The organism is Candidatus Protochlamydia sp. W-9, from assembly GCF_001950615.1.
In the GTDB taxonomy this organism is placed as follows: domain Bacteria; phylum Chlamydiota; class Chlamydiia; order Chlamydiales; family Parachlamydiaceae; genus Protochlamydia; species Protochlamydia amoebophila.
Genome location: NZ_BCPZ01000126.1, coordinates 1 through 14582 on the forward strand (window position 1 = coordinate 1; position 14582 = coordinate 14582).

12 protein-coding genes are annotated in these 14582 nt (G+C 32.1%); 4 read left to right on the forward strand and 8 right to left on the reverse strand.

Annotation, left to right across the window (positions count from 1 at the left end; genetic code table 11):
* A partial coding sequence (locus tag BU804_RS14550; RefSeq protein ID WP_226996115.1) for a hypothetical protein occupies positions 1–215 on the forward strand: 215 nt, incomplete at its 5' end.
* Between the two features lie 760 nt (positions 216–975).
* Here BU804_RS14550 and BU804_RS03505 read toward each other — a convergent pair.
* Genes BU804_RS03505 through BU804_RS03525 form a run of 5 tightly spaced genes read right to left on the reverse strand, consistent with a single transcriptional unit; the run spans position 976 to position 5662 of the window.
* Positions 976–1224, reverse strand: coding sequence for a hypothetical protein (locus BU804_RS03505; protein WP_075882994.1), 249 nt, complete (start codon positions 1222–1224; stop codon positions 976–978).
* Positions 1225–1236: 12 nt separating this feature from the next.
* Entirely contained in the window at positions 1237–1941 is a 705-nt protein-coding gene (locus BU804_RS03510) for a hypothetical protein (protein WP_075882995.1), read from the reverse strand.
* A gap of 1 nt (position 1942) precedes the next feature.
* The gene (locus BU804_RS03515; RefSeq protein ID WP_075882996.1) at positions 1943–2383 is read right to left on the reverse strand and encodes an ExbD/TolR family protein; all 441 of its coding nucleotides are present in this window, start codon (positions 2381–2383) and stop codon (positions 1943–1945) included.
* The gene (locus BU804_RS03520; protein WP_075882997.1) at positions 2383–3045 is read right to left on the reverse strand and encodes a MotA/TolQ/ExbB proton channel family protein; all 663 of its coding nucleotides are present in this window, start codon (positions 3043–3045) and stop codon (positions 2383–2385) included. The genes BU804_RS03515 and BU804_RS03520 overlap by 1 nt, the downstream gene beginning before the upstream one ends.
* Positions 3035–5662 carry a tetratricopeptide repeat protein gene (locus tag BU804_RS03525; protein WP_158025009.1) on the reverse strand — a complete coding sequence of 876 codons (2628 nt, stop codon included), beginning with the start codon at positions 5660–5662 and terminating at the stop codon, positions 3035–3037. Before BU804_RS03525 ends, BU804_RS03520 begins: the two co-directional genes overlap by 11 nt.
* 555 nt (positions 5663–6217) lie before the next feature.
* Here BU804_RS03525 and hctA point away from each other — a divergent pair.
* The 3 genes from hctA to yajC all read left to right on the forward strand — a co-directional run bounded on the left by hctA (position 6218) and on the right by yajC (position 8665).
* Positions 6218–6610 carry a histone H1-like protein HctA gene (gene hctA / locus BU804_RS03530; RefSeq protein ID WP_075882999.1) on the forward strand — a complete coding sequence of 131 codons (393 nt, stop codon included), beginning with the start codon at positions 6218–6220 and terminating at the stop codon, positions 6608–6610.
* A gap of 82 nt (positions 6611–6692) precedes the next feature.
* Positions 6693–8120, forward strand: a complete 1428-nt coding sequence (rlmD, locus tag BU804_RS03535) for a 23S rRNA (uracil(1939)-C(5))-methyltransferase RlmD (protein ID WP_075883000.1) — start codon at positions 6693–6695, stop codon at positions 8118–8120.
* 146 nt (positions 8121–8266) lie between these two features.
* Positions 8267–8665, forward strand: coding sequence for a preprotein translocase subunit YajC (yajC, locus tag BU804_RS03540; protein ID WP_075883001.1), 399 nt, complete (start codon positions 8267–8269; stop codon positions 8663–8665).
* Between the two features lie 124 nt (positions 8666–8789).
* Here the strand turns inward: yajC and BU804_RS03545 are convergent, their stop codons facing one another.
* From BU804_RS03545 to BU804_RS03555, 3 genes are all read right to left on the reverse strand, one after another.
* Positions 8790–11030, reverse strand: a complete 2241-nt coding sequence (locus BU804_RS03545) for a hypothetical protein (protein ID WP_075883002.1) — start codon at positions 11028–11030, stop codon at positions 8790–8792.
* A 304-nt stretch (positions 11031–11334) separates the two neighbouring features.
* Entirely contained in the window at positions 11335–11865 is a 531-nt protein-coding gene (locus BU804_RS03550; RefSeq protein WP_075883003.1) for a hypothetical protein, read from the reverse strand.
* An 8-nt stretch (positions 11866–11873) separates the two neighbouring features.
* The gene (locus BU804_RS03555) at positions 11874–14444 is read right to left on the reverse strand and encodes a hypothetical protein (protein WP_075883004.1); all 2571 of its coding nucleotides are present in this window, start codon (positions 14442–14444) and stop codon (positions 11874–11876) included.
* Between the last annotated feature and the right edge of the window lie 138 nt (positions 14445–14582).

Here is a 14582-nt window from a genome sequence, read left to right on the forward strand (position 1 = left end):
GTCGCCGCCAAACTTTTCTTTTTGGCCTTAAAACACCCCGTTTTAAGGCCCTTTTTTTTGCCCCGTTTCTTTCCTTTGTTTTTAGACTCCCTTGTCAACCGCTCGTTATTTACCCTGATATCCCCAATAAAGCTACTCGTGAATTTGCTCAGTTTTTTTATCTAAAAAAAATTGAAAAATATATAAAGAAATTATTTGAAAACAGAATTGGGTAAAATTTTCTACAAAAATATGGAAAAAATCATAAGGACTTTGACGAGAATTTATTCCATACAGGATTAAATCTAGAGATAATATTAGCGTCTCAAAAAATTCTGTCGATCGAAAGGGAGTTAACATTCTCGATAAGCTATAATCAAAATGATGCCAACTTGCTTCTACTTTAAAAGAAAACTATTTCTGCTAAAGTTACCGTGACTATTACAGAATCTGTTAAGAAGTTAAGTTTTTGGAAGCGGATTCTTTTAAACACTCAAAGCATTGAGAGAGGACTAATTCAGCTAAGCTGCTGTATCCAATCTAGACAAAAGGTTTATTTGCAGAAATTATAAGGGGGGGTAATTAAGCAAATTGACGAGACGATTTGTGACAGAAAGCATTTTAATGACAGAACCTTGCAATTAGATAGTTGATTAAGAAACTCTAAACGATAAAGCAAATAACAAGACATTGTTGGTGTTATTTTCAATATTTCTTAAAAGTAATTATTTTTTTATCCGCCATTGGTTATTTTTGAGAGTTTTAAAAAAATCGGAGATCAAGTCTAACAAAAATTTTTTGGGAGAAAGGACTACTAAATAAGTTTTTGCTGATAATAAGATAAGCTAGCTGAAATGGTAATGCTAATAATTGCTAATACAATATCTCTAATAATAGTTTAAAGATTATAATAAAAAATTTCTAAGTTTGAAACAATTTACCTCTTTTATTAATTAATGTTTTTATTTTAATTTTAATATAATAAATAATTTAAATTTATCTATTTAGATGTTTGTAATAATTTTGTTTATTAAAAAGATTACATTGCGGACATCGATTGAGCTCTTTTATATTTTCTTCTAAATAAGCAAAGTGACAATATTCGCATACAAATAAAGATTGTTCTGTTGAAAAAATAATTTGCTTACGTGTTCGATAATGGGAGTAAACCCATGTTCCTAATAAAGCACTTATGGTAACACCCAAGTAGAGCATAAACGCTGTTGTAAAGTTAAGTTCAATCATTTTTAACCCCTATTAGTAAATGACAAAATTTAACCAACCTGATACTGGTACAAAGGTGGTTGAGAAAGTCTTAAATTTTGTATTTAAAAGGATTTGTTCGGTAAGGAAATCTTTCTCAACGACTCCGCTTGACTGAATACGTTCATACCAAAAAATAACTCCAGATTTTCCATCTAATTTTACTTTATAATTTATATAATAAGGATCTTTAGCTGGATTGTTGAGCAATATTTTAGTTTCTAGGCGAGGATCAGAATTTGATAAGGGATAAGCGGATAAATCTCCCGAAACATATAGTGTAATGGCAGGTTTTTCTATGGTTAGAGGAGGTGAATAAATAGGCCAGTATTTTTCTTCTATAGAAGCAAAATCGATTAATTGAAGTTGTGTTTGATTTTGAAAGTGAGATGCGGGAAAGAAATAAGGGAGATTGTCAATCGGTGTTGGAGGGGTTAGATATTGAATGCTTTCGTCTTCTTGTAGTAGAAGGAATGGAGAAGAAATCTCGAAAGAAGGCTCAGCTTCTACTTGAATTGGAGGATAAAGAAAAGTTGAGGTAATTTTAAAGGGTTTAATATGAAATAAAAGAATTGCAACGAAATGAATGGAGAGTGCAAACACCAATGCTTTGATCAGTAAAGGAGAAAAAAATGTATCCCGGTGCCTTAAAGAGATTGTAATATGACAACTTTTTGCACATTTTTCTAGTTTCAACATCTCAAAATTCTTCCAAATTTTCTAAAGGTTGATAAACAAGCCTTAAATGTGGGCAGCATTCTTGTGCAATTGCAAAGAGCTTTAAAAATAATCCATACTCAATGCGTCGGTCTACACTTAAAACAACGGTGGGCCAAATACCTCCATTTTGTTTTTTTAAATTTTGTATTTCATTTTCTAAATCGCTCTGCAAGGAAGAAAAATCGACAATGCTTTTTTTGGATCCTAAATAGATGACTTGTTGGGCATCCATTACTAAAAGAAGCTGGGTTGTTAGGGGAGTAGAGTCTTTTTTTAATTGAGGATTTTCAATATTCAATGATTTCAGAGGAAGAATATCTGAGGTCACGATAAAAAATATAAGCATCAAAAAAATGACATCAACAAGGGGTGTTAAATCAATTAATGCATTCGAGGACTTTAAGCGGGTTTTAAATTTCATTAAAACTCCTCTTCACGATCTAAAAGGAGATCAACAATTTCTGCAGAGGCTGTTTGAATTTCTAAAACAAATCCTTCAACCCTACTCACCAAATAATTATAAGCTATTACAGAAGGGATTGCCACTACCAGGCCAGCCGCGGTTGTAACTAGAGCATATTCCATAGCCTCTCCAATCCTTGTGGCAGAAATATCTACAAGTCCACTTAAACGCATTTCTGAAAAAGCTTGAATAAATCCTAAAACAGTTCCTAGCAGGCCAATTAAAGGTGCAATGTAAGCAATAATAGATAAAATTTTGGCGTTTTTCTCAAGACGAGCAATTTCTACGAGCCCTGAAATTTCCATGGCTGATTCAATTTGTTCTTTATCACGATTATGTTTGATCAATCCTGCTTTGATAATAGTAGCAATTGTTCCGCCAGTTTTTTCACAAATTTGAATAGCTTCAACAATATTTCCTTCTTTAATTGTTTTTCTCATAGAGATAATAAATTGATTAGTATCAATTTCTGATTTTTGTATTTGCATCAATCTTTCAATAAAAATCGTTACGCTTAAAATTGAGCAGCCAATGATGATTAATAAAATAATATTCCAATTAGAGCCATAAAAAAATAGATTTGCTAAACAGGGTTCAAACAATAAATAGTCAATAGGCATAATCTTTTTCCATTTTTTCTTTTGCTTTTTTGCTCCATTCGCCCCCCTTTTTCGAGGTAGCATCCAATTGCTTCAAGGCAAGCTCAGGTCTGCCTTGTTGAGTATAAATATCTGCTCTTAAATACATAGCTTTAACCCGTAAACTTGAAATGGCTTCGTCATTAATGACTTTCGAGAGAAGTAACATAGCTTCTTCTAGTTGTCCCAGCTCTTTATAACACTGACTTTGTTGAATCCATAAATCCAATTTTTCATCGGGACTTAAGAAGTTGAAAGCGTGATTGACTTCTTCCGCTTGTAGAAAATCATTTAAAGCTTGGGAGTAATTGTATTTTTTTTGAGAAAGTACTCCTTTTTCATAATAAGCCTTCACAAGTAAATAATTGTTTTCTGTCATATTCTGCTGAGCTTTTTGGGTCAATTGATCGAATAATTGATAAGCTTCATCTATTTTATTTAGTCTTGTATATGTTTGCGCGAGTCCAAACTCTGCTTCTTGTAAGATTTTAGGATAGGATTGATCTTTAAATAGAGTAGTTTGGATAAGAGGACTTGGGTTATGAAAGACCTGAATTAGTTCTTTAAAAACATCTTCAGTATATTCCAAATAAATCATTTTTTTGGTTGATGTGGATTGATCGGCAATTGCTAAATTTGCTAATGCTCTTTCCAGCATAGCCTGATACTTGATATGAATGTAGTAAATTGTGTCGATAGGGGTTAATTTCTTTTTTTCAAATAACTCATCAAATTTACTTTCTGCAGCTTGGAAAGCGGCAATCGCAGCAATCTCATCTTTTCGGCGATGAGTCTTGCCGTTGTAAGTCATGTGGTTTTTTAAATGGTCAAGGCCAATTAAATAATAAGCACTAATTACGTAAGGGCTTTCAGAAAATAATTCTGGCATTGCTTCTAAGTGCTTAATCGATTGTCGCTGTCCTTGCATATATTCTCGGTAAGAAAACAAATTAAAATATGCTGGGGCCGCAAAAGGGCTTTGAGGATAATTCAGATAAAGAGTCCTTAAATGTTCCTGCCTCACTTGTTCATTATTTAAATGGCTGCAACAATCGGCCATCCAAAAAAGAATTTCACCTATTTCAATGGAATGGGGGTAATATTTAAAAAAGTCAGAAAAATGATTGTAAGCAGCTTTCCAATCATTTTCTTTGGTCAATAAAATTCCTTGAAGCTTGAGAATTTTTTCATTGGTTTTTTGATCAAAGGTGGGAGAGGTTTTTAAAAGGGTTTTTGCATTCAAAAGGTGTTCTGAATCAGGATTTTTTATGGAAGTGACAATTAATCCTGCTAAGATTAATAACTGACCTGAATCAGAACCATTTTTTGTGAGCGCGGTCAGGAGTTTAAAAGCTTGTTTTTTTTTAGAATCGTCTGATTGATAAAAATTTGCTAAAATCTGATTTTTTAAGGCATCTCCTGCGGATTGCGGTTGAATATTTAAATAAAGTTGATGAGCATGTTTGAACGATAATGCCGCTTCTTCAAAATAAATATTAGAGAGAGGAAGTGAGGAAATAGATAGGCATTGAATTTGTCCTTCTTCTAGCTCGTTTAAACCTTTCAAATACCAAGCATCGGCTTGCAAAATGGGATCAGATTGAGCATCTTGAATAAGCTTATTATACTTTTCAATTCGCTCGACTCGACAAGGAGCAGCATTTGCAAGCTTGAGCTTTGCTTGCCTGCGACCTTCTTTTGTTTTAAAGGTGGCTAAATTTTTCAAAATCTCTTTAGCTTGCTGGTAAGCATTAGGATCACTTAAACGAGCTGCTTTCAACAAATAAAAATCGCAGAGAAGAAGATTTTTTATTTCATCAGAAATATTTTCTAAAATTGTTTCTGCTTGTGTCAGGAAATCTACTACTTCTGCCTGATCTGTGGCTTTCTCGGCTAATTTAAAAAAGCATTTTACTAAATAAGCTTGAGCTTTTTCTTGATAAAAGTTTGAAGTAAAATTGACTTTTTGTAAGTAAGTAATTGCTTCTTGGTATTTGCCATCTTGAAAATACATCATTCCTTCTAAATAATTTTTTTCAAAATGAAGGGGGTGAGTATTGGGTAATTTATCGTGCAAATGTAAAAGGGAAGCCTTTGCGGAAGAAGTTTCTTTATTTAATAAAGCCATTCTAATGAGATAAAGCTTTGATAAATAATACATAGTTGGCTCAAAGGGAGACCACTCAATTTTTTTTAAAAAAAAAGCGGAATCTTTTGACTTTCCTAAATAAAAGTAATTGATCCCTTTTTCAAAATTAATTTTATCATCTAGTGCCGTATCTCGATCACTATCTATTGTATTTAAAATATTCAAAGCTAATTGATAATTTTTCTGTTGTCGATAGGCTAGGCCAATCAAATAGTTTTGATAGGGGGAGTGAGGGTTGGAATCCTGAGTCAATAAATCAATAGCGAGCTCAGGTTGATGCAATTCTAAGAGACAGTAAGCTTGTGATAGATGCAATGATTGACAAAGCTCAGATGTCGTTTCAAAATGTTCATCCATGAAAAGATAATAGTGCAGAGCATCTTCATAGTGTCCTTCTGCTTTTAACCTTTCAGCATGTTGAAATTCTTTCGAGGAATTTAAATCTGCCAACTCTGCTGATAGAAAGGTCCTGCAGCTAATAATATAAAAAAAGAAAAACAGGCATTTTTTCATCAGTCCTCTGAGAGTCAATTTATCTAAACAATGTAGCAGAATGGCGACAATTTTTCATCATGTCTCTAAAATCATCGAATGAGTTTGGGAGTCTTGGCTCTATTATCGCAAGCTAATTAACGTTGAATGCAATTAGAATGAACTGGCTGTGTGGATTAAAACTGTGATTCAGAGGTTAAATCGAAATTTGATTTGATTAAAGTTTTAATTTTTATTGATCTCTGAGTATCAAGAAAAAAGTAAAAAATACTCTACAGCAAACTTTAAAACGTTTTTGATTTCATTTATATGAAAGAGAAAATGAAATTTCAATCTAGGTTCAGATCTACTTCAAAAGAATGCAGATTGAACGACAAAAGGCCCTAAATGGGGTGTTTTTTTTAAAAAATGAAAAAAAAATTGGAATTTATGAGAAAAATGTTGCACAATATATCCAAAGTTAATATTTAGTTAATAGTGAAAATATAACTCTAAATAGGAGGAGTTCAAAACATGTCATTAAAAGACACATTTAAAAATTTAAGAGAATTATTATCAAATATCACTTCGGATCTGGAAAAGTCTGAGAATGGTAATAAGGCAGCTTCTCAACGTGTTCGCACAGGTACAGTTAAATTAGAAAAAATTGCTAAATTATTCCGTAAAGAGTCTATTGCTTCTGAAAAGAAAACAAAAGGCCAGAAAAAGCCTGCAAAAACAGCTCCTAAAGCTAAAGCCCCAGCGAAAAAAGCCGCTGCTCCAGCGAAAAAAGCAGCAGCAGCACCCGCGAAAAAAGCAGCAGCGGTAAAAGCAAAGCCAAAAGCAAAATCAACAAGCTTTAGACCAAGACAAATGTCTGTTAAGCGCGCAACAGCTAAGATTCCTACAAGAAAAACTAGCGCATAAGCCAACTTGGCAAAAAAAGTTTCAGGGGGGGATAAACCTCCCCCTTTTCTTTATTCTTCTTTTTACCCCCTTAGTTATTTAAATGAAACAACGTTCAATTGATGTCCGAATTAAAGAATTTTCAACTGATGGACACGGAATGGGTTCGACCCTCCTCCTATCAAATCAAAAAGAAATTCAAGTGGAAGTTCCTTTTACGATTCCTGGAGATCAGGTCAATGCTATTTTATATAAAAAAAAGAAAGACAAATATTTAAGCCGTTTGCCAAAAGTAACCATGCCTTCAAATAATCGTATTGACGCGCTATGCATGCATTTTGGTTCTTGTGGAGGGTGTTGCTGGCAGCAACTGCCTTACGAGCTGCAGTTAAAGCAGAAAGAAAAATCTATTCAGGATCTTTTTAAACCCTACTTGAATGAAAATGTAAAATGGCATTCAATTATTCCAAGTTCTCCTTGGCATTATCGGAATAAAATGGAATTGACATTTTCAAGTGATAAAGCTGGTCGTCGCTATTTGGGATTGATTATGCAAGGAACACGCGGACATGTATTTCAAATGAAAGAATGTTTATTAGCGAATGGGTGGTTTGCTCAGGCCGCTATAGCTATACAGAAATGGTGGGATAATTCAGATGTACAAGCTTACCATGCTATTAAAGATAGGGGGTCTTTAAGAACATTAACACTACGAGAGGGTTTGAGGACAGGGGACCGCTTAGTAATGCTTACTGTATCTGGTAACCCTGATTATGCCTTAACTAAATCCCAATTACAAAGTTTTGTCCAGGTTCTACGGGATTCTATAGAACTTTCTAATTCTGATCAAAAGTTATCAGTTTTTCTACGAATACAACAAATTGCAAAGGGAAGACCTACCAACTTTTATGAAATGCTCCTGTATGGTCCAGATCATATTCGAGAAACACTCTATTTACCGGATTTCAATGAAGCTATTCAAACATTGAATTTTCGAATTAGCCCTTCAGCATTTTTTCAACCTAATACTGAGCAAGCGGAAAAACTTTATAGCCAAGCTTTAAAGCTAGCCGATTTATCTGCTTCTCATGTTGTTTACGATTTATATTGCGGAACTGGGACGCTGGGAATTTGCTTGGCTAAATATGTTAAAGAGGTTATTGGAATAGAGTTAAGTCGAGAATCTGTGTTAGATGCAAGAGAAAATGTGAAAGAAAATGGTCTTTCGAATGTTACTATCAAATCAGGAGACGTCGGACAAGTTCTTGAAGCACTTTCGCAGGAAAACTCTCTAAAACCAGATGTTGTAATGGTAGATCCTCCTCGGATCGGTTTAGATGCGAAAGCGATTAAACATATTTTAGACCTTAAAGCCCCTAAACTAGTTTACATTTCCTGTAATCCCAAAACTCAAGTGATGAATTTGGGCCCTCTCATAGATGGGGGATATCAATTGCAAATTGTCCAACCTGTTGACCAATTCCCCCAAACTGTTCATGTGGAAAATATCATTTTGTTAACACTCCCATAAATTTTTGTAAAGTTGATTTTAACTTTCTTCAATTATTAGGTTATTTCAAAAATCAATTCTTAATATTAGTATAAGTTTATTTCTATAATTTGGTATAAACTCAGTCAAAAGTATTTTTTTTAACGAATTAGAACAAAGGAAAACAAATGAAATTTAAATTATATGCTTTTTTAACAACATTGCTATTCCTGTCAAATGGTTATCTATTTGGTGAAGGAGAAGATGCCCTGCCTCCTCCAGACCAAAGTTTTTGGCAGACTCTCGTAATGATCGGAATTGCTTTTTTATTTTTTTATGTCATTTTGTGGAGACCAGAACAAAAAAGACGTAAAGCTTTAGAAGATCAGCGAAGTGCCTTAAAAAAGGGAGATCGTGTTGTTGCCATGGGGATTATTGGTACTGTGGTTCGATTGGGAGAGCAGACTGTCATTGTTAAAATGTATGATGGAGCCAAATTGGAATTTTATAAGGCAGCTATCACAGATATTTTACCCGAAGCAGATGAAAATGATAAAAAAATAGAATTATTATCTGAAGATCAATAAAGAATAATCATGATTAATCGCTGCTATTAAATGACAAATTCATTAGTAGTGATTAATCTCAATATAAAAGTTAGAATAAAAAAATAATCGAAGATGCAAGTTTTTTTAAAATATCTGTTATAAATTAAACTCTCACAAACGCTTCTTGTCTATGTTCAAATTCTTTAAAAAAATTAAAGTCATTTTGAGTAAAAATTTTTCGAAATTCTTCCTTAATACTTGTCTGAGTTTTCTCATTTAAGACAATGCCTAAGTTTTTTTGATAAAAATCCCGAGAGTTTTCGTTTAAACAAGACAAATCTAAATTGGACAATGCATCTGTTAAATGTTGTAGGGGCGTGTAATCATTTCCCTTTTTATCTTGTATTAATGACTTTGGATGAAAAGAGGCATTAATATCTTTTATCTTGAATCTATCTAATTTGTCTTTAAGCTGATTTTGATAAGTTAGATTTTCTTGTTGATAGCTTTCAAGCTGGCCAATAAGATTTTGAAGCCTTAATTCTTGTTCTGATGCATTTTGAGGTTTCAAGATGAATTTTTCAAGTACTTTGACACGAATAATCAATTGAAACCTTCGAACAAGATAATAAAAATAATATAGCTGGGCAACTACTTCAGCTTTTTTCAATTGTAAATATGTTTGGTATCCTTCCAAACTATATTCGTTAGGTTTATAGCCAGATCTACAGAGGTGGCTTATTCCAGCTAAAAATAAGTTATCAGTTGAGCATCCTCCTCTTGAAGAGAAGATAGAAACTAAACCTATGCCTGGAATAGGAAGATCTTTCACCAAATAATGTAAAAAGGATTGATTTAAATCCCAAAAGGTCGAAGGCATGAAAATAGCAAATCGTAAAATAAGTAGAAAGATACGTAATATTTGTTCACCTATATATACGTTCAATAAGGTTGCTTCTATTTGAATTTTTGTAAGTAAAGCAACTCGACTTCCTTGCTCTGTTAACTTTGCAACTGTTTGCTGATAGTCTACCCATTGTTTACATAAAATCTTTTGAAGTGTTCCTGCCTGTAGTTGGGCATTCCACTGTTGCTCATTATTAGGAGCTCCTTCAAAGTTTAAATTCAAATGATGTTCTTTTAATTTGGATATACCTGTTTCGAAAGACAGTGCTGTAAGATCGTCGAATAAAGGCTGTAAATTAATGCTAGCAGTCATCAAATGTTTTTCGTAAGCTTCTTTTTCTTTGGATAGATGAGAAAGAATTGTTTCCGAGTTGATTGCTAACTTTTGACCTTTATAAATTTGGTAGCGATTCGATAAAAATTGTACAAAACGATCATTTGCTAAGTTTTCTTTCCATTCTTCCATATCGACAGGAAGTTCGATCCGAATAGAATATTTCTTTAAAATTTCTTGAATATTATCGATTGTTTGGCAATTAGATAAAGAACTTAAGAATTGATCAGTATCTATTTTTAGTTGCTCTTGATTATTTACTTCTGCCGCTACATTAACTTGAATCATGGGAGCAGCTAAGTCTGCAACCCAATCCTCTTTCACTGCACTTATCCCTTTAAAATCTAGTAAATTTTTTATAGAACTTTTAAAATCATAAGCATTTTTGACGCATTTCTTTAAATTATGAGAACTCCAGTTAGCACAAATAAAGAAAATTTTAGGTAAAGCGCGCGGAAGAATTTCATGGAAACCGGCTTTTATTAAATTCTGCCAGCGATTGCTTAGCGCTATTTGTTGTTGTTTAGCTATATTTATGTAACACTTGTTAATTCTTCTTTCTAATTTCTTTTCTAATTTAATATGAGAATATTTTGCACAAAGTTGATCTAACCGCTTTTTAGCTTCTTGCTGAAGTGACCATTCATTGACATTCGATAGAGAAGCTTTTACAGGTTTCCCCGATTTAATAGAGGTAGCCAACCATCCTAAAAAGTCACAAATTTTATTAATTAATTCAGAAGGAAAGCTGGGAGCAATATAGCCTTTAACATATTCATGATTAATGAAAGCTTGAACATTTTCTCGAATAGTGTCGACATGTTTAACACTATTAAAAAAAAATTTATCAATATTTTGATTGTGCTTTAAAAGAACGCTTTGAAATTCTTGATGCCACTGGCAAAAATCTTTGATCAAATCTAAGTAAATAAGATCTTCAGCATTAACCGACTGTTTATCTTTCAAAAACTCCATACCCATTTTTTCCAAAAGAAGTTTTTTTTCGTTAAAAAAAGTAAATCTTTTAGGATTAAAGATCAAAGAACCTTCTTCTAAAAATTGGGAGAAAATAATTGGAAGATTAAAACTTGATTCATTAGAAGCGTTATTAAGTGGCATTTCCGATGTTGCGAGCACTTGTTTTAATGCTTCAGAAACTTGCATAAATATCTCTTAAGTAGAGAGTTAAGATTGGTTAAAAAAATCCTAATTTGAAATCTAACATAAAAAACAAAATATGTCCAAGATAAAAATTAATTTATAAAAGTAAAAAAGCAGGAAGATTTATCCGAGTTGGAATAAAAAGATCATTATAATTTTTCTTTGAAAATTAAGCGTTAAAAATTAAGATAGATAGGTTTAAAAAAAAGGAACTGAAAGTTTATTTTTTAATGCAGCTTCAAAATTCGAATTTAAAATAAAAAAGATAAATGAGCGAAAACTTGAAGATAAATTTCTATAAATTTTTTTAATTCTTTGTCCGATGTCCAAATTCAGCAATTCCTCTTAATAATTCATTAAAAGTCAGCTGTCCGTCGGCAATTTGCTTGATGGGATCATTAAACATGTCGAGGCTTAAAAGTAGGTTTCCTGTGATAATGGTTAGTTGAGCTGTGTCAATAGCCGATTCTTTGATTAACCAATTGTAACGATATGTTAGTCTATTATTTAACTCATCTAATTCAAATCCAGGCCAATCTAAGTTTTGATTGAGAAATAGTAACAAACTTGCTATTTGATTTACTGCAAGTGGAGTGACTTCAAATGGTAATTGATGCAAAAACTGGATTCTGAAACATCGATCCTTATCGATCTTTTTGAGCATTGAGGGATCTAATTGCTGTTCAAAAGCCATGATTTTAATCATTTTCCTTTTTTCTTTAGAATTCGTTTCTGCAATGGCAATCAAATAATCAAATGGCTCTATTTCAGAGGCTGCAACATAGGAACAATCAAAAAAAGTTTCTTTTAAAAGAGAGGAAATGCGTTGTAAAACCATAATTTCACTTAATTAGGATTCATAGAAGGAATTAGATTTGCTTGGATACGAGCTTGTTGATATTGAATAAATTCAACTATTTCAGAATCTTCTAATGTGAAGAATTTTTGCAAAGCTTTTTTTAAAGATTCTGGATTTTTCATCGCTTGAGCTTGTAAAACTTCAATGTCTAACCCTAATTGTGTTTGCAGAAGTACTTTGGTTTCTTCGCTCAACAAGCTTAAATCCATAGCTAATAATGATTCGTTTAAAGCCTTCCAAGTATCAAAATTTTGTGGACTCTCCGCAATGTTTAAAGATGCAGATTTTGCAAAGTCTTGCAAACGTGCATTATTAATACGAGTTTGTATTGCTTTTATTTTTCGATTCCACTCTTGGACTTTAGATTGACTCATTGCATATTGAGTCTTAGCTTCTTCATATTTTTTAAATGCTTTTTGATATTCCTCAGTTGAAACGTCTTTTTTATGTAAGTTTTTTAAAATAAAAGCTATATCTTGTAATTTTTTATTTTTGCGTAGAGAGCAATATTCTTCAATTCTTGCTCGGACTCGATTGAACATTAATTTCACATCTATCAAATTAGTTTCTACAGCAGTAGAAGCAGATTTGTATTTAGATTTTTGATAATAGCTAGCACATAAAAACCCCAACGAAAAAATTGTCGATGCGATAGATAAGCCCATTAAGATAAAACCAGCGCCAGCGACAGGTGTGGTTAATAATCCTATAATAGCGAAAGTAGTAGAAATAATGGCAAAAATCGAAGCTATGGTAAAAAGTGTCCCTGATTCTACTAATTTAAATTTTGTAAAATTTCGCTCAATTTCATGTTTTTTAGAAATCATTTCTTTAAGGCTATTTTTCGTTATATGTTCTAAAGTTTCTTGATGGTCCACATAAAAATATAACAGGTCTGCTGAAGTATAAGTTTTCATAAATCGATCAAACTGTTTATCTGAAACGATTATACGTTCAAAAGCGTTGATTATGTGAGCTTTGTCCTTAAAACGAGAAATTGTAAAACGGAGTTGAAGCTGGTTCGCAATGTTTTGTAGCTTGATGATTTTCTGTTCATTAAAAATAACTTCTTGTTCTTTTAAAATACGTTCAACTTCTTTTTCCGGTAGGTTTTCAAAAAGAAGGGGAGATAAGTTTTTTTTAGAAAATTTTTCTCCATATAAAGCTCTAAATTGCCCAGCAAGTTGTTCGTACTGCCTCTTTTTCAATTCAACAATTTTAGGTTTGAGTTCTTCAAAATGAGGGGTTAATTGTAAGACTTTTTTTCTAGTAATAGCTTCTCTTTTAATTAGTAAGTTTTTACTTGTCTGAATAAGATAATCGAGCTGGCCTAAAACTATTGCAAAGTCCGTGTATTTAAAAATCAAATCTTGTTTAAATTCAGCGTGAAGTTCCCAATGATCAATTAATTCACTCGTTGTATTGATATCTTCAATTAATTCAATACCAAAATTTTTAAGCTCTTGTTTAATTTCTTCAAAAACCATCGTTGGGTGATAAATGAGCTTATTTAGCTCTTCTTGAAATTTCTGAAAGTTTTTTTCAGAAATTTCACTTAAAATTTCAGGAAATTGAACTTGAAGGGGGGGCTCTATTTGGGTTGCTATATGACTAGTTGGTTGCTGACGATTTTTCCATTGCTTAAACATTTCTGTCCACCCTGTATAAACACCATGATTGGTTACGGCTCTATGTAAAATGAATCCAGAAAGAACAAGTGATAAAGCTGTTTTTGCAACAGTGACACCTGTTAAAAGAAATTGAAAGGCCTTAGTAGTTTGATCAATGGGAAGATATTTTAAAGGAATTTTGACGAATGAAAAGAATTTTTTACCGACTTTTAGTTGATACTTAGTTTTTTGTAAGTTGATTTGCTTTTCTTGAATTTTAAGCTTAATTTCTAATTCACTAATAATTTTTCCCAAAGTAGCTAAAATTTTTTTAATTTCTCTTTGTTCGTCTTTAGAAATTTTCTTATCATGAAGCATTTCTTTTTTTGTGTCATATTCGTTTTTTAAACTTAAATAAACTTTTTTTGAAATTTCTAAAATCTTTATTTTATGCATTAACACTAAACCACTTACTCCTAAATCAAGAGCATTCAAAAATTTCCCGGCATGGTCAGCTATCTCATCTAAAGACTCTAAATGATTTCCAAGAATCGTTCCTTCTTTGATTAATTTTTCCGGAAGCAAATTTTGGAGATATTCTATTCCACTTTGCACAGTGTCATTCCCAGTATCAGCATATCCATGTGCCCATTTAGTGAAATCCAAAATCATTTTATAAAAACGACTACCGTGAATTACTTCATCTATTTTTTCTAGAGTTTGCGTAATTTGTTTTTCTTTTTGAACAATTAAAGCCTCTAATTCTTCCTCCAATAATAAATTTAATCGCTCGGAATTTGAAAATTTTAGTGGGGGCAATAAAGTTTGATGGACTGGAAAAAGGGGATTATTATCAATTAATTTATAAGTTGTTTGTTTTTTTGTTTCAAAAAAATACGAAGGAATAAGATTACTTGAATGGATTGGACCTCCAGTAGGTGAAGCCATAAATTCCTCCTAAAATAATGATAATAATAAATGTATAATTGAATTATATAATTTGATTATTAATTTATAATTAAATACATCAAATAATTAAAAATTATTTAATTTATTTTAATTTTTTTAATTATAAAGGAATTAAGT